General features: G+C 64.1%; 14 protein-coding genes. 6 read left to right on the top strand and 8 right to left on the bottom strand.

Translation table 11 applies throughout. The annotated features are described in order from the left end of the window. Positions 1-62 precede the first annotated feature (62 nt). The 3 genes from V8Z78_RS06715 to purU all read right to left on the bottom strand — a co-directional run bounded on the left by V8Z78_RS06715 (position 63) and on the right by purU (position 3,869). Positions 63-1,982, bottom strand: a complete 1,920-nt coding sequence (locus tag V8Z78_RS06715; RefSeq protein WP_349731115.1) for a UvrD-helicase domain-containing protein — start codon at positions 1,980-1,982, stop codon at positions 63-65. 111 nt (positions 1,983-2,093) lie between these two features. Further along, positions 2,094-2,996: a LysR substrate-binding domain-containing protein gene (locus V8Z78_RS06710; RefSeq protein WP_012840040.1), complete on the bottom strand. Its 903-nt coding sequence runs from the start codon at positions 2,994-2,996 to the stop codon at positions 2,094-2,096. Positions 2,997-3,020: 24 nt separating this feature from the next. Beyond that, entirely contained in the window at positions 3,021-3,869 is an 849-nt protein-coding gene (gene purU / locus V8Z78_RS06705) for a formyltetrahydrofolate deformylase (RefSeq protein WP_046461656.1), read from the bottom strand. Positions 3,870-3,920: 51 nt separating this feature from the next. Between purU and V8Z78_RS06700 the strand changes: the two genes are divergently transcribed. Beyond that, complete coding sequence (locus tag V8Z78_RS06700) at positions 3,921-6,623, top strand: EAL domain-containing protein (RefSeq protein WP_349731114.1); 2,703 nt, start codon at positions 3,921-3,923, stop codon at positions 6,621-6,623. 25 nt (positions 6,624-6,648) lie between these two features. Here the strand turns inward: V8Z78_RS06700 and V8Z78_RS06695 are convergent, their stop codons facing one another. Next, complete coding sequence (locus V8Z78_RS06695; RefSeq protein ID WP_057093773.1) at positions 6,649-7,545, bottom strand: ChaN family lipoprotein; 897 nt, start codon at positions 7,543-7,545, stop codon at positions 6,649-6,651. Positions 7,546-7,692: 147 nt separating this feature from the next. Between V8Z78_RS06695 and V8Z78_RS06690 the strand changes: the two genes are divergently transcribed. Then, on the top strand, positions 7,693-8,793 hold the full coding sequence (locus V8Z78_RS06690; protein WP_057093770.1) for an AbrB family transcriptional regulator: 1,101 nt from the start codon (positions 7,693-7,695) through the stop codon (positions 8,791-8,793). Beyond that, positions 8,790-9,035: a hypothetical protein gene (locus V8Z78_RS06685; protein WP_003068567.1), complete on the top strand. Its 246-nt coding sequence runs from the start codon at positions 8,790-8,792 to the stop codon at positions 9,033-9,035. The genes V8Z78_RS06690 and V8Z78_RS06685 overlap by 4 nt, the downstream gene beginning before the upstream one ends. A gap of 84 nt (positions 9,036-9,119) precedes the next feature. Here V8Z78_RS06685 and V8Z78_RS06680 read toward each other — a convergent pair whose 3' ends face one another. The 3 genes from V8Z78_RS06680 to V8Z78_RS06670 all read right to left on the bottom strand — a co-directional run bounded on the left by V8Z78_RS06680 (position 9,120) and on the right by V8Z78_RS06670 (position 11,672). After that, positions 9,120-9,419, bottom strand: a complete 300-nt coding sequence (locus V8Z78_RS06680; protein WP_003073714.1) for a BTH_I0359 family protein — start codon at positions 9,417-9,419, stop codon at positions 9,120-9,122. A gap of 284 nt (positions 9,420-9,703) precedes the next feature. Beyond that, positions 9,704-10,855 carry a DUF3108 domain-containing protein gene (locus V8Z78_RS06675; protein ID WP_003068571.1) on the bottom strand — a complete coding sequence of 384 codons (1,152 nt, stop codon included), beginning with the start codon at positions 10,853-10,855 and terminating at the stop codon, positions 9,704-9,706. A 25-nt stretch (positions 10,856-10,880) separates the two neighbouring features. Next, positions 10,881-11,672, bottom strand: coding sequence for an IclR family transcriptional regulator (locus tag V8Z78_RS06670; RefSeq protein ID WP_349731113.1), 792 nt, complete (start codon positions 11,670-11,672; stop codon positions 10,881-10,883). A 109-nt stretch (positions 11,673-11,781) separates the two neighbouring features. Between V8Z78_RS06670 and V8Z78_RS06665 the strand changes: the two genes are divergently transcribed. The 3 genes from V8Z78_RS06665 to V8Z78_RS06655 all read left to right on the top strand — a co-directional run bounded on the left by V8Z78_RS06665 (position 11,782) and on the right by V8Z78_RS06655 (position 14,984). Further along, the gene (locus V8Z78_RS06665; protein ID WP_003068575.1) at positions 11,782-12,852 is read left to right on the top strand and encodes a fumarylacetoacetate hydrolase family protein; all 1,071 of its coding nucleotides are present in this window, start codon (positions 11,782-11,784) and stop codon (positions 12,850-12,852) included. 18 nt (positions 12,853-12,870) lie between these two features. Beyond that, positions 12,871-13,911, top strand: coding sequence for a TraB/GumN family protein (locus tag V8Z78_RS06660; RefSeq protein ID WP_057093764.1), 1,041 nt, complete (start codon positions 12,871-12,873; stop codon positions 13,909-13,911). A 98-nt stretch (positions 13,912-14,009) separates the two neighbouring features. Beyond that, positions 14,010-14,984, top strand: coding sequence for a Bug family tripartite tricarboxylate transporter substrate binding protein (locus V8Z78_RS06655; RefSeq protein ID WP_279087558.1), 975 nt, complete (start codon positions 14,010-14,012; stop codon positions 14,982-14,984). A gap of 110 nt (positions 14,985-15,094) precedes the next feature. Here V8Z78_RS06655 and V8Z78_RS06650 read toward each other — a convergent pair whose 3' ends face one another. Next, positions 15,095-15,997 carry a LysR family transcriptional regulator gene (locus V8Z78_RS06650; RefSeq protein ID WP_349731112.1) on the bottom strand — a complete coding sequence of 301 codons (903 nt, stop codon included), beginning with the start codon at positions 15,995-15,997 and terminating at the stop codon, positions 15,095-15,097. Positions 15,998-16,021: the final 24 nt, after the last annotated feature.

Below are 16,021 nucleotides of genomic sequence, written 5' to 3'. Positions count from 1 at the left end.
TGGTGTTTTGACCCGCTTATGAGGTACGGACTTGATCTGCATCGCCCCATGGCCTTGCGTCGTCATCTGCTCTCCAGTATCCACAGGCGCTTGCTGGCGCGGGTCATGGCGACGTAGAGCATGTTGCGCTGTGGGTCGCTCGCATTGGGCGAGAAGTGCCTGGAATTGACAAAGGGCACGGCCACATACTCGTATTCATGGCCTTTGCTGCGTTCTACCGTGAGCAGTTGCAAGCTGGGTTTTTCATGGCGCTGATGCTGCGCGATGCTCGACTGGACCATGAGGCTGAGGCGGCCCAGGAATTCATCGACGGAAAGCCCGGCGCAGATGCGCGACAGCGCTTGCAGGCTGGCCAGGCACTGGCGCAGTTCGTCCTGGCTGATGGGGGCCTGGGCGAAGAACTGTCGCAACAGAGGGTGCAGAAGCAACTGCCCCGCATCGGCGCACTGGTCTGCGGGCAAGGCCAGCAACCGGGCACAGGGGGAGTCTGGTGCGATGTAGGCGGCGAGGAAGCGGCGCATGGCGGCTTGCTGTCCCATGAGTTCGGCGGCAATGCGCAGCGTGTCGGACTCCGGCGGGGCGTCGCCCAGTGCAGTCATGTCGAACAGGCCGTTGGCCAGCAGATCCCGGTCGGGCGGGCTGGCATGGCGCACATAGCGCATCAGACCTTCGGCAGCGCTGCTCAGAATGCCTTGCGAGAGCAGCGCACCGCCGCTGCAGCCCTGCATGGCCCACAGCATGGCCAGCACCAGGGCGATTTCGCGGCGCTGGTAGAAGCGCTGCATGCCTTTGCAGGCATAGTGCACGCCCTCGTGGGCGAACAGCCATTCAAGCAGTACCGAATCTTCGGGTGAATGCAGGATGACTCGCAGCACGGCTGGCGGGTCCTGCGGCTTGCGGGGCAGACGGGCCACGGTGGCATGAATATCCAGCAACTGCCGGGCGCAGTCCTCGTCATCGCCATGGCGATGTTCGAACCAGGCCGAGGCGTTGCGGTAATGGGCGTCGAACTCCACGCCGAAGCGCTGGTTCAGTTCCTGGCAGATGAGGGGGCCGAAGCGATAGGTCGTGTTGAGCGTGGCCTGGCCGGTGCCCGCGGGCAGCTCCTGCAGGATGCGCTGGGCGCTGTCGCCAAAGATGGAGGAAGCGCCCGGCAGTATGTGCTGGTTGAAGTCGCCGACACCGATGAAGCGTCCGTTGCCGCGCGCCAGATGGCGCAGCACCAGCAGCGCGGCTTCGTCAAGGTCCTGCAGTTCGTCGAACAGTACGGCTTCGAAGCGACCCTGCAGCAGCGGGAAGCCGGCGTCGAAGTCCAGTGCTGCCAGCTGGCAGGCGAGCGCGTAGGTGCAGTCGCCGGGTGCATAGAACAGCGGCTCCTGGGTGGGGCCTGCGCGTAGCCGCTCATAGCTGCGCAGCAGCCGGTACAGGCCGTAGTCCAGAGCGTTGTCGCGGCAATATGCCAGCGCGCTGAGGCCGCTGTCGTCGATGTCGAGTTCCAGCATGCACTGCTTGGCCTGGGCCTCGAAAGCGAGGAAGGCGCTGATGTCCAGAGGCCGTGCGAAGTAGTCCGCCAGCTCGGGTATGTCGAGCTCGGCATGCCGTTCGGCCTCTTGCGACAGCGCTTCATGCGCCTGCTGGATGAGCAGGTTCTTTTCCAGGCTGGAGGAGAGCATGGGGACAGGGTCGCCCTGCTCTTCGAGTAGGCGGGCGCAAAAATGCTCCAGAGTGAGCAGATGCAGGCCTTCGAGGCGCACGGCGGAGATCCGGTCCAGGCGCGCCTGAATGGCCTTGATGCCGGCCTCCGAGTAGGCCAGCATCAGCACGTTGCGCGCGCCCTGGGTGCGGATCAGGTCGGTGGCCTTGATGGCCAGCGTGGTCGTCTTGCCCGTGCCGGCCAGGGCGCGGATGAGCAGCGAGGACGCTTCGCTGTTGAGGGCCTGGTTCTGGTCAAGGCCGGGGTACAGCCTGGGCTGCAGGTTCATGCAGTGGGTGCTCCATCTTCGTTATCCATCGAGCTATCCGTGCAACGGCTGTTCGCCGGTCCAGGGACTGCGAGCAAGAACTGCGCCGCCGCGAAGCCGCCGGGTTGCAGCTCAGCCCATGGCCTTGCGCAGCCACTCGGCGAAGGCCGCACATTCCCAGCGGTCCATGATGCCGGTCTTCCAGCACAGATAGTGTGCGTGGGGACTGGGAGCATCGACATCGAACAGGCGCACCAGCGTACCGTTTTCCAGCCAGGGGGCGCCGAGCTTGTGGCGTACCAGGGCAATGCCCATGCTGGCCGATGCGGCGTCGCACATCAGACCGATGTCGTTGAACTGCGAGCCTTCGTTGGGTTCGGCCATGTCGAGGCCGGTCGCTGCGAACCAGGTGCGCCAGGGCTCCAGCGGGCTGCGCAGCAGCGGCATGCCTTCCAGGTCGTCCGGGCGCTCGAACGGGCCATGTTCGCGGATGAAGCTGGGCGAGGCCAGCGGCGTGACCGTGTCGCGGGCCAGCTCGATATGCTCCACATCGGCATAGTGGCCGGCGCCGAAGCGCACCATCAGGTCGGCATCCTCGCCGATCACATCCAGCAGCGGAATCGACACCTGCAGCGCAATGTCTATCTCGGGATAGGCCTCGGTGAACTGGCGCAGGCGCGGGATCAGGATCACGCGCGCAAAGGTGGGGGTGACGGCCAGCTTCAGGCGTCTGCGCCCAGGCGAGGCTGACGCTCCTGGAAAGCGCTGCAAGGCGCCCAGGCCTTCACGCACATGGGCCAGATAGGAGCTGCCGTCCGTGGTCAGCGAGAAATCCGTTCGGCCGAACAGGCGAGCCCCCAGAATCTGCTCCAGCTGCTTGACTCTGTGGCTGACGGCACTGGGCGTTACGCACAGCTCCTCCGCCGTCAAGGTGACCGAGCGCAGCCGCGCCAGAGCCTCGAAGGTGAGCAGGCACTGTATCGGCGGAATCCGCCTGGCCGTAATGCTGTTCAAGGCGCCGGGGCTGCGGGTCATACAATCAATCCCAAGCCCAGGGATTTAGCGGAACACAACGGTCTTGTGACCGTTGAGAATGACGCGGCGCTCGCTATGCCACTTCACGGCACGGGCCAGAACCTGGCTCTCGGTGTCGCGGCCGCGGGCCGTCAGGTCTTCCACGGTGTCTGTATGGTCGGCGCGTGCCACGTCCTGCTCGATGATCGGGCCTTCGTCGAGGTCGGCCGTCACATAGTGGGCGGTGGCGCCGATCAGCTTCACGCCGCGGTCATGCGCCTGGTAGTAGGGCTTGGCGCCCTTGAAGCTGGGCAGGAAGCTGTGGTGGATATTGATGGCGCGGCCGGACAGCTTTTTGCACAGGTCGTTGGACAGCACCTGCATGTAGCGTGCCAACACCACCAGCTCGGCGCCTTCTTCCTCGATGATCTCGTACTGGCGCTCTTCGGCCTGGGCCTTGGTCGCGGCAGTCACGGGAATGTGATGGAAGGGGATGTTGTAGCTGGCCGCCAACTGATAGAACTCGCGGTGGTTGCTGATGATGGCCTTGATCTCGATGGGCAGCAGGCCCGACTTCCAGCGGAACAGCAGGTCGTTGAGGCAGTGGCCTTCCTTGCTGACCATGATGACGGTCTTGATGCGCTCGGACTTGGAGTGCAAACTCCACTGCATTTGATATTGATCAGCTAATTCGGCAACGGATGCCTTTAGAGAGGCGGCGTCTTTGCCATCGCAGGCAAACTGCACGCGCATGAAGAACAGACCGGTTACCGGGTCGTTGTACTGCGCTGCTTCTTCAATATTGCCGCCTTGTTCAAGCAAGAATCCGGAAACGGCATGCACCAGGCCCAGTCGGTCTGGGCAGGATAAAGTCAAAATATAGGCTTGGGTCATAGCTCGGCAATTGTCGCAGCAAGGCGAGGACCCTGCGGACAAAGGAAATTCATGAAAAGCGAGGAGGGGCATTCTGCGCTCACACCCTGGGTGATTGTTACCCTCTATTTGTGCGTGGGGATGCTTTGGTTGGGGGCGCAGGCGGGCGTGCTCGGCTATTTTGATGTATCGCTGAATCGACAGTCTCTGCGTTGGCAGATAGGCCTGTTCATTGTTTGGTTGCTGGCGACAGCGCTGATTGCACTTTGGTTCATGCAGCGCAAGGCGCGCGCCGACCAGCGTGGCCGGGAGACGGCGCAGGAGCTGGAGCTGGTGGTGCGCCACGCACCGGCCGGTATGGCTCGCGTGCATGTGGGCGGTGCAGAGATTGTCTGGGCCAATGCCAAGCTGGCGGGTTGGCTGGGCTGCAGCGTCGAGTCGCTGCGCGGTCAGGATTTTCGTGTTCTGGTGCCTGTGAATGACCAGGACGACGTTGCTCTGCAGCTGCAGCGCCTGCTGGACGGCAGCACCGATTACTTCCAGGTGTTGCGCCAATGCGTGAATGCCGGCACCGGAAAGGTTACGCCCGTGCTGTGCACCACCAGCCGCGTGGCGGCTTCGGGTGTGGACGGGCCGGTGGCCCTGGTCTGCGTGCTGCAGGATCTCAGCGAGATGGTGAGTGCGCGCAATGCCATGATGCGCAGCGAGACTATGCTGCGCCTGGCGCTGGAGGGCAGCGGCAATGGCGTGTGGGAGTGGGACGCGCTTGAGCAGCGGCTGAACTTCTCCACGGGCATGAGTGCCTTGCTGCGCTATCAGGGCCAGGATCTGGCCCGCGAGTTCGATTTCCATCAGCGCCTGCACCCCGAAGATGCCGCAGGTGCGCGCGCCCAGGCCGAGCAAGCACTGGAGCAGGGCAGCATGCTGGTGCTGACGGCGCGTCTGCTGTGCTTTGACGGTCTGTATCGCTGGTTCCGCGCACGCGGCCAGGCCTACAGGGATGAGAGCGGACGCCTGATACGGATCTCGGGCCTGCTCTCCGACCAGACTGCGAGTCGCGAGGCCGATGAGCGCAGCCGCCTGGCTTCCACGGTGGTGGACAACACCATCGAGGGCGTGGTGGTGACCGATGCACACAGCCGAATTCTCTCGGTCAACCACGCGTTCACGAAGCTGCTGGGCTTCAGCGAAGCGGAAATGCTGGGCAAGACGCCGCGCATGTTCAAGTCCGGCCGGCATGACAAGGCCTTTTATGACGCCATGTGGGCCAGCATGCATGCCACAGGGCACTGGCAGGGCGAAATCTGGAATCGACGCAAGAATGGAGAGGTCTTTCCCGAGCGCATGTCGCTGAGCGCGGTCAAGGATGCCAACGACAAGGTGACGCATTACGTCTGCATGTTCACCGATATCTCGGCCGAGAAGGCGCGCGAGCAGCAGCTGGAGTTTCTGGCCCATCGCGACACCTTGACCGGTCTGCCCAACCGCTCTCAATTCACGCGTATGCTGGGCGAGGCGGTGGAGTTGAGTCAGAGCACCAACCGTCGCATGGCCGTGCTGCTGTTCAATATCGACCGCTTCAAGGACGTGAACGACAGCTATGGCCACTCCATCGGCGACGAGGTGCTCAGGCATGTGTCTGTGCAGATGCAGGGTGCTTTGCGGCACGGCGACATCATTGGCCGCCTGGCGGGCGATGAAATCTGCGTGGTGGCGCAATCCATTTGCGGTCGCGACAGCGCGGTGGACGTGGCCGAGCGCCTGATGGCCGCAGCCGGCCAGCCCTGGACCACGCCAGATGGCCTGTCGGTGGTGGTCAGCGTCAGCGCAGGCATCTGTCTGTATCCCGACCATGCATTGACAGCCGACGATCTGCTGCAGGGCGCCCATGCAGCGGTGTATGGCGCCAAGGCCAGAGGCTCCAATGCCTGGTGCTTCTTCCATGAGAACATGACCCAGGCCGCCCGCGAGCGTCTGGCGCTGGAGGCGCGCCTGCGCCGTGCGCTGGAGCTGGGCCATATGCGTCTGTATTACCAGCCGCAGATCGATCTGGCGACGGGGCGCGTGGTGGGGGCTGAAGCCTTGTTGCGCTGGCTGGACCCAGAGGAAGGCCTGATCTCGCCGGCCCGTTTCATTCCCGTGGCGGAAAACTCGGGCGTCATCGGCCCGCTGGGCCTGTGGGTGCTGGGTGAGGCCTGTCGTCAGGGCCAGCAATGGCGCGCCGCCGGACTGCCCGATCTGGCGATTGCGGTCAATGTCTCGCTGCATCAGTTTTTGCTGACCGATATTGCCGGGGCGACGGCCGAAGCGCTCAACAAATCGGGTTTTCCGGCCAGCCTGCTGGAGCTGGAAATCACCGAAAGCGCACTGGCCGAAAAGCCCGAAGAGGCGTTGGCCGTGCTCAACCGCCTGCGCGAGCTGGGCCTGCGCCTGGCCATCGATGACTTTGGCACCGGCTATTCCTCGCTGGCGCACCTCAAGCGTTTTCCGCTCGATCTGCTCAAGATCGACCAGGGCTTTATCCGCGACATTCCGCACAGCGCGGACGATATGACCATCAGCAGCTCGGTCATTGCCCTGGGTCATGCCATGGGTCTGAAGGTCCTGGCCGAAGGCGTGGAAACCCAGGAGCAGCTGAGCTTCCTGCAGCAAAAAGGCTGTGACTACTTTCAGGGCTATTTCTGCAGCCGGCCCTTGCCGGCCGAGGACTTCACGCACCTGCTGGAAAAGACGCGTGAGGGGCAGCCGCTGGTGGCTGTCGCGACCGCGGGCTGAGGGTCACCAGCGCTGCAGCAGCCCGTCAAGGCTTGGTCGCAGGTCTGTTCTTCCACTGTTCGCGCAGTTGGCTGCACTGGTCTTCGGAGGCGTTGCCCTCCAGCGTCAGCAGCTTGTCTGCCTTCATGGCGATAGCAGTCTGAGCCTTGTCTGCTTGGGCTATCGCCACCTTTTGCTTGAAATCGCCGGGCAGCCAGGTCGGCACGCCGATATCGCTGCGCACATGGCCGCGGCCCGCCACCAGCAGCACGCTTTTGCCGGGCTGGCCCAGCTCGCGTACGGCTGTTTCAGTCACTCTGGCCATGGATTCATCGCGGGCCAGCTGAATTCGGGCCATGGGCGCGAACTGCGATTCGGGCAGCAGGCCGCAGTGGCCATCCTTGATGGCCTCGAGCTGCAACTGCCAGCCCGCAGCCGGCAGGTGTCCGTCGTAGCGGGACTCGCCCATGGCCTGCTTCATCCGGGCACGTGGCAGATTGCCACCGAGCACGGGCACGCCGGCTTTCACGGCAGCCATCACCACCGGGCCATAGTCTTGCCAGGGCCAGCCGCCCGGGCCGCCGCCCTGAGCCCATTGCAGAGCAGTTTTCACCTCCTCATCGCTGGCCGATGCGGGCAGGCTCCGGGTGCTGCCGCCTGCGGGGGCCATCTCGACCACCAGGGCTGCGAGCCTGCCTTGCGCTGCCAGGTGGCGCACGGTAGCTGCTTCCCACTGATGATGGGCGATCTGGTCATGCTGCTCGCCGAGCAGAATGGCCGGTGTTCCGGCCCACTGCCCCAGTGTCTGCTGCCATTCGGTGTCGGAGGTCAACTGAGTTCTTTGATGGGCACAGCCACCCAGCAGCAGGGCGCTGGCTAGAGCTGTCAAGGCCAAAGGATTGAAACGCTGGCGCGGCTGCGCCGCAGAAATGAAAGTCCACATATGAGCTGATTGCGTTCGTCTGAGACGGGGCATGGCTTCGTAGCTGTAGATTTCGTACCGGCTTTGCCCACCGAGTTTTGCCGCGATACTGCGGGGCATTGCCCCTGTCGCGCGCCCATTGTCGTGCCTTGCCGGATTCCCGTGCACATGTCCGTATTGCTTCCTCCCGTGTTTCTGGCCCGTGTGGCCGCTACTTTGCTGCTGGCCTGGCTGGCAGCCCAGTTCTGTCTGGTGCTGCATACGCCGCTGCCCTGGATGCTGGGGCCGCTGATTTCCGTCTCCCTGCTATCGATTGGCGGGGCGCCCACCCAAAGCTGGGCCAGGCTGCGCGATCTGGGGCAGTGGACGATAGGCGGAGCTCTGGGCCTGTACTTCACGCCTGCGGTGACTGAACTGGTCGCCGGTCTGTGGTGGGCGATTGCGCTGGCCATTGCCTGGGCCCTGTTGCTGGGCTGGGTCTTCGGGCGCTGGCTGTATCGCGTCCAGGCCCCCTCCATGCTGGCGCAACCGGACATGGATGAAGAGCGCTTGCGCGCCACGACCTATTTCTCGGGGGCGATAGGTGCGGCCTCGGAGATGACGCTGCTGGCCGAGCGCGAGCATGCGCGCACAGATCTGGTGGCGGCGGCGCACAGCCTGCGGCTGGTGATAGTGACGGTGAGCATTCCCTTTGCACTGCAATGGTCGGGACTGCAGGGCGACCCGGGCCTGACGCTGCCCAGCGTGCGCACCGTGCAATGGCCAGGCTTTGCCTGGCTGGTGCTGGCCACCGGCGCCGGGGCATTGCTGATGCTCAGGCTCAGGCGTGCCAATCCCTGGTTTCTGGGGGCGCTGGCCGTATCCATGGGCTTGACCATGGCAGGCCTGGAGCTGTCCGCCGTGCCGCAATGGTTGATGAATGCCGCCCAGTTGGTGATCGGCGTAAGCCTGGGGGTGCGCTTTCGACGTGAGTTCCTGCACACGGCTCCGCGCTGGCTGGGCATGGTGGCGCTGGGTACCGTGGGCCTGATGGCAGTCTGCGCCGGCTTTGCCTGGCTGCTGCACTGGGCCACCGGCCTGCCCTGGGTCACCTTGCTGCTGGGCACATCGCCGGGTGGCATTACCGAGATGGCCATCACAGCCAAGGTCCTGCAACTGGGCGTGCCCGTGGTCACGGCCTTCCAGGTCTGCCGGCTGATTGCCGTGCTGCTGCTGGTAGCGCCGCTGTACCGGTGGCTGAACAGAGCGCTGCCGGGGGCGAGGCCATGATCCGCAGCAGGCGAAATCCCTGGAAGTCGGTCCTGATCATCAGCGCCTGCGCCGGCTTTGCGATGGCCGGACTTCTGATGTGGATGGCCTGGGAGCACAACCCCCAGTGCGAGATTCACTGCGCAGAGCAAGGCATTGACTGGGGCTACTGGCTTGCGCTGGGTGCGGCTGGGGGGCTGCTGGGCTTTTTGGGCTGCATGCTGAGTGCCTGCGTGTTGATGCTGTTGTGCAGAAAGTCATAGCGGCTCGCGCTCTTCCGGCAAGCACTAGAGTGTGCTTTCAGACATCAAAAAAGCCACTCTTTCGAGTGGCTTTTTGCAGGGTGTTCAGTGAATGATGACCGGCTGCTGGGCCAGGCCCGTGTAGGTATCGAGAATTTCCTCCACCTCTTCCTCGGTGGGGGCGTCCTGCTGCCAGGCGAGGATCTGCTTCTGGAACATTTCGGCCCAGGAGCCATCCAGATACACCTCCTTGCCCGAGCGCTTGTCCACGATTTCAAAGCCGTGGCGCGGCAGTTGGTGGGCTTGCTCGGTCTCGGCCTTGGCTTTGCCTGCCGGAGCGTCTGCCTCCATATCGGGACGCAGATGGAGCACCGCAAAGGATTCAGAGTCGTAAAGCATTTGCATGGTGTTCCTCCTTTCACTTCCGTTATGAGCATGCCTGCCATGGATATGGCGACAGGGTGCCGCATTTCAAGGTGGAAATGCCTGCTCTTGGCACTTGGGCACAGTATTCCATGGATTTGACATGGTTGTGGGCAACCGGCTTTCCCGATCTGTAGTAGGCAAGTCCTTGAATGGCGCGACAGCGTTCAGCCCGAGCCGATGCAGGTTGCAGGCCTTGGCAGGGAGGTGAGTGAGCGCTTGGGGCGCGGTGCTCCCGGGGTTTACGCCAGGGGGCGGCATGGAGGCTATTGCGGCGCGGGCAGATATTTCTTGAGCTGCAGGTCGACAAAGTCGTCCTGTCCCTGGGTGAGCTTGATGCGCACGGGCAGGTATTGCATGGACGGAGCCAGCCAGACCGAGCCGCGCTGGTCGCTGCTGCTTTTGCCGGGCAGTTTGTCCAGGCGCAGCGCCATGACGCTGCCAAACGGCAGCTCCAGCGCCTCGCTGGCACCCACGCGGAACTGCCAGCGCACGGCCGAGCGTGCGCTGCTGGTGGTCAGCTCTATCAGCGTGCCTGGCGGGTATTTCTCTGGGGCGGCGGCCATCAGGGCCGAGAGCTGCAGAAACACGCTGAGGCGGTCCTGCACTCCATCGCCGATGGCCGCATCGGTCTGGCCGCCGCTGTAGTGCGCCTTGCCACTGGCCACATCAAAGGCGGCGGACTGGGTTTTGCGCCCCTTGTCGCTGAAGTTGAGCGGTTGCAGGCCCTTGGGCGTGATCAGCCCCTCGCTGGTCTGGGCGCGCTCGCCGAGCAAGAACATGCTGATCGACTGTCTGGCCTGGTAATACTGGCCGTCATGCTGCCATTGCAGCTGGGCGCCGGCCGAATATTGAAAACCCTTGACCTGACCCGAGGCATTGAACTCCAGTGTGGCGGAGTTGGGCAGGGTGACGGGCAGCACAGAGTCAGGTGGCAGCGGCGCGCCGCCTGCGGGCGTGACCTGGATGGGGCGGGCCGTGTCGGCACCATTGGCTTCGGGAGGCTCGGCCATGGGCTCGGGAGCCGGCTCTGCAGCAGCAGCGGGCTGCCCTGTATTGGTAGGTGCTTCTTTTTCAGGCGCTTCTTGCGTTTGTGGTTCCTGGGCTGGAGGCGGATTTGGCTCTGATTCCTGTTCGTCCGGTGCTGGGGCAGGCACGGGAGCAGGAGCCGGCGCCCGGGGTGAGGCCTGGGGTTTGGGCGCTGGAGCTGGAGCCGGCTTGGGCGCTGCGGGTGCAGGCGGCGGAGGAGGGGGCGCCTGCAGCATGCGCGTCTCCATCACGATCTGGTCGTCCGCCGCTTTGTCCGGCGGGCTCAGTTCGGGCAGGCCCCAGAGCAACAGCCCATGGGCTGCCAGCACCAAGCCGGTGATGGGCAGCAGTGTCTTGCGTGCCTGGCTTGCCTGAGGGGAGCGGCCCATGAGCGTGATTCTGAGATTGCGGGTTTCAGTGGTTGGGGTCGGCGCGCCAGCCCAGATCGCAGGAGAGCTGGCGGGCGGCCGCCTGCAGTGGCGCGTCTATGGCTCCACCATAGTCCGGGTCGAAAGTCGCCAGCGAGCCCAGGGTCATCAGCCCCAGCACGATATGGCCGGATGCATCGAAGACAGGCACGCAAAAGGCCACGATGCCCGGCAGTACGGTGTCGACCACGCGGGCCGTGCCGCGCGCACGGACTTCGGCCAGCATGTCCGCAACGGCCTCTTCGGTCTGGGGCAGGTCCTGGCGCCGGGCTTTGCGCGCGCGCTCGATTTCGGGCTCCAGCAATGCGGCCGTCGCCTCGCGCGGAAGCCAGGCACCGAAGCAGCGCCCTGTGGCCGAGGCCAGCATGGGCATGACGTCGCCCAGGCGCAGATTGGCGGTGACGGACTGCGCCGATTCCTCCCAATGCACGATGGTCGGGCCATGGTTGCCCCAGACGGCGATGGCCAGCGTGTGATTAAGGGACTCAAGCAGTGCCGGAATGCGCTCGCGCGCCAGACGCACCGGGTCGAGGCGAGCCAGCGAGGCCAGGCCGATCTTGAGCGCCGCAGGACCCAGGTCGTAGCGCGAATTGCGCTCGTCCTGCGTCACCAGTCCGATGCGCTGAAAGCTCACCAGATAGCGGTGAGCCTTGGCGGCACTCATGCCGGCGGCGGCGGCGACATCCTTGAGCATCAGCGGTCCGCTGGCCTGTGCCAGCGCCTCGACGAGGGAGAAACCCACTTCGACCGACTGAATCCCTGCGCGTTCCTTTTCCATTGCAATAGAATCGTGTTTTGTTTAGTTAAATCAATTTAACCAATCGTAATTTTGGCTAGCGTTGTCAGGCATTGTGCCAGCACCGCTGCCGTGAGCAGAGGGACAGAGAATGAAACTGGCAACCTACAAGGATGGCTCGCGCGATGGGCAACTGGTCGTGGTCTCGCGCGACCTGAGCCAGGCCTGCTATGCCACCGGCATTGCCAATCGCATGCAGCAGGTGCTGGACGACTGGAGCTATATGGCCCCCCAGCTGCAGGATCTGTCGCATGAACTCAATCACGGCAAGGCCCGCCACGCGTTTCCCTTTGATCCCCAGCGCTGCATGGCACCGCTGCCGCGAGCTTATCAGTGGGCCGATGGCTCGGCCTATATCAACCATGTGGAGTTGGTGCGCAAGGCGCGCAATGCCGAGGTGCCAGCCAACTTCTACACCGACCCGCTGATGTACCAGGGCGGCAGCGATGATTTCATCGGCCCCTGCGACGATGTGATCGTGCCCAGCACGGCCATGGGCATAGACTTCGAGGCCGAGATCGCCGTCGTCACCGGCGATGTGCCCATGGGCACGGATGCCAAGGATGCGCTGGATGGCGTTCGTCTCGTCATGCTGGCCAATGACGTGAGCCTGCGCAATCTGATTCCCGGCGAACTGGCCAAGGGCTTCGGCTTCTTCCAGAGCAAGCCCGCCACGGCTTTCAGCCCTGTGGCCGTGACACTGGACGAGCTGGGCGATGCCTGGAAGGGCGGCCGTCTGCATCTGACGCTGCAGAGCACCTGGAACGGCCGCAAGGTCGGCATGTGCGATGCGGGCGAGGAGATGACTTTTCACTTCGGCCAGTTGATCGCCCATATCGCCAAGACCCGCAATGTACGCGCCGGCTCCATCGTGGGTAGCGGCACGGTGAGCAACAAGGGCGTGGAGAGCGGCAGCGGCAAGAACAAGCGCATGGAATGGCCCAAGGGCTATAGCTGCATCGCCGAAAAACGCTGCATAGAGACCATTCAGGACGGCGCGCCCAAGACCGAGTTCATGCAGTTCGGCGACACCATCCGCATCGAGATGAAGGGCAAGGACGGCCAGAGCATCTTCGGTGCCATCGACCAGAACATTGCGCCGCCCGGCGGCAGCAAGGATGACTTGCCCGAAGCTCAGCCTCTGGATAGCTCTGAAGACTAAGCCCTCGTTGCAGTCGCCATGCCCATGCCAAGTCTGAATCTCTCGCGCTGGATTTTGCCTCTGAAGGCCGTGCCGGCCATGGCGCTCGCTTTGTTGACGGGCCTGGCCATGGCGGCAGAACCAGCCGCCGAACCGGCTGCCAGTTGCCCGCCGCCGTTCAGCCCGCCAACGCCGGCCGAAGTGCAGGCCATGGCCCCCCATATGCAGGACAGAGGCCTGCTCTGGCGCGTGCAGGACGGCGAGCGCACCAGCTGGCTTTACGGCACTTTGCATGTGGGCAAGCGGGAGTGGATATTGCCCGGCCGCACCATCGTGCGCTCCATGTATGGGGCGGACCTGCTGGCGCTGGAGCTTGATGTGCTGAATCCGCAGGTCATGCAGCAGTTGATCGACGGCTTCCAGGCCCGTGTCGACGCACCTGCGCTGCCCGCAGAGCTGGAAGCCCGGCTGGCGCAGCATCGAAAGCAGGCCTGTGCCGAGCATCTGAGCACACAACGCCCGGACGCCCAGCTGCTGGGCCTGGTCAGCCAACTGGGGCGCAAGCAGGGGCTGGTGGCCGAGTTTGGCGCCGATCTGCTGCTGGCAGGCATGGCCCATGCATTGCACAAGCCCGTGCTGGGGCTGGAGTCGGCGCAGACCCAGCTCGAGGAGCTGCTTTCCGATGATCCCTTGGAGGTGCAGGAAAGCGTGCGCGACGGGCTGGACCAGCTTGATGACCCCAAGGCTCCGGAAATCCTGCAGCAGCTGGCGAATATCTGGGCCAGCGGCAATGAAACACAGCTGGAGAACTATGCCGACTGGTGCGACTGCATCAAGACCGAGCGTGATCGGCTCAAGTACGCGCGCCTCATGGATGGACGCAATCCGGGCATGGCAGATGGCATTGTTCGTCAGCTCCAGCAGGGCAAGACGGTGTTTGCTGCCGTGGGTGCGCTGCACATGATCGGTCCCAAGGGCCTGCCTGAGCTGCTGCGTCAGAAAGGCTATCAGGTCGAACGCGTGAGCTTCAAACTGCCACCCATACAGAAGTCGGAGTCAAAGCCGATTCAAACCGAATAGAGACAAGCGCAGGCAGCTATCAATTAATAGAAAAGGCAGCCTGGCGGGGTCCAAAAATCATTCCACAACCCCCTACATCACCCTCAAGGAGACAAACGATGGATCGTCGTCAATTCCTGGCTGCTGCGGCAGCCAGCTCGGCTGCAGCCGCATCCCCCTTTGCCATGGCGCAGGACTGGCCTGCCAACCCCGTGCGCTGGGTCGTGCCCTACCCACCCGGAGGCGGCACCGATGTGCTGGCCCGTACCGTGGCCGAGTCCATGCGCAAGACGCTGAACCAGACCATCGTGGTGGACAACCGTCCCGGCGCCTCGACCAATATCGGCGGCCAGCTCGTTGCCGCGGCCAAGCCTGATGGCTACACCATCATGTCGGCCGACAACGCCATCCTGGCGTTCAACGAGCACCTGTTCAGCAAGCTGCCCTTCAGTCCCGACAAGGATTTCACCTATGTGGGCGGCATCAGCCGTTTCCCCATGGCGCTGGTGGTCAACCCCGCGTTCGAAGCCAAGGATTTCAAGGAATTCCTGGCCTATGCCAAGGCCAACCCCGGCAAGCTCAACTACGCCTCCCCCGGCAACGGCTCGCCCCACCATCTGGCCATGGAGCTGTTCAAGAACCGCACCGGCACCAGCCTGACCCATATCCCCTACAAGGGCGCCGCGCCCGCGCTGGCCGATGTGATGGGCGGCCAGGTGCCTTGCATGTTCCTGGATCTGGCATCGGGCCTGCCGGTGATTCAGTCCGGCAAGGTGCGAGCCCTGGCCATAGGCACGGCCAAGCGCGTGCCCAATCTACCCAATGTGCCCACGCTGGCCGAGCTGGGTCTCAAGGATTCCGAGGTCTATGCCTTCCAGGGCATTCTGGGTCCCAAGGGATTGCCGCCAGCCATCGTGCAGCGTCTCAATGCAGACCTGCAAAAAGCTCTCAAGGACCCCGACGTGGTCAAGCGCATGGCCGACTTCGGCATGGAAGCCCTGCCCGGCACGCCCGAGCAGTTTCACCAGCTGGCGCGCACCGAAGCCAAGCGCTGGGGTGAGGTCATCAAGGCGGCCGGCGTGAAGCTGGACTGATCGTCCTTTCCCTGAGCTTCGCGAGGTCCTGGGCATGGCTTGAGCCGTTGCCGCAGACCTCGTCGGCTCGCATCGTAGCGGCCCTGCCACCTTGAGTTGCAGGGCCGTTTTCAGTAGGGAAGTATGCCGGGCAGCAGTGGGCGGCTGAGGCGTTCGCGCCACCATTGCTGGGCCCTGCCGCGGGCATCGCTGCGCCAGGCCAGCCAGAAGGTTTCGGGTGGGCGCGGTTCTTCCACCGCCAGTTCCACCAGTACCCCGGTCTCCAGCTCTACACGCACGCATGCGCGCGGCACAAAGCCGTGGCCCAGCCCGGCGGCCTGGCATGCGATCTTGGCCTGCATGCTCGGCACGGTGATGCGTCGCTGGCCGGTGAGCAGGCCCACGGTGCGGTCGGTCAGCGAACGGGCGCCGTCGCCCACCACCACGGCGGTGTGCTCCAGCAGGTCGCTGCGCGCCAATGGCCGGCCCAGGCGCGCCAGCGGGTGGCTGGCCGTCACGCAGAACACGAAATCGAGCTGGCCCACGGCCACGGCCTTGTGGCCGCCGCCGGCCGGGCCTTCGCCCGCAGCCACTATCAGGTCGGCCCTGCCTTCGCGCAAGGCTTCCCAGGTGCCGGTCAGCGTCTCGCAGCCGATGCGCAGACGCGTGCCGCTGTTCAGCGCCTCGAAGGCCTGAATGTCGGAGCCGAAGGCGCTCGTGGGGATCAGTGAGTCATGCACCAGGCGCACCTCGGTCTCGAAGCCCGTGGCGATCTGGCGCAGCCGCGATTCGAGCTGGCGCGCGGCAGCCAACAGCCATCGCCCTTCCTGGAGCAGTTCTTCGCCCGCTGGCGTGAGACTGACGCGCGGGCCGTTGCGCACAAACAGGTTCAGACCCAGCTGTTCCTCGAGCTTGGAGACGGCATAGGAGATGGTCGACGGTACTTTGTGCAGGCGCTCTGCCGCACCGGCGAACGAGCCGTAGCGCGCAATGGTGTCCACCAGTTCGATGGCTTCCAAAGAGAGTTTGAGCATACTGGATTTGCCTAAAAAACAATC

Origin of the sequence: Comamonas sp. wu1-DMT (genome assembly GCF_040187805.1) — a bacterium.
In the GTDB taxonomy this organism is placed as follows: domain Bacteria; phylum Pseudomonadota; class Gammaproteobacteria; order Burkholderiales; family Burkholderiaceae_C; genus Comamonas; species Comamonas thiooxydans.
Note: the sequence above shows the minus strand (reverse complement) of the source record. Positions and strands in the feature narration are given on the sequence as shown.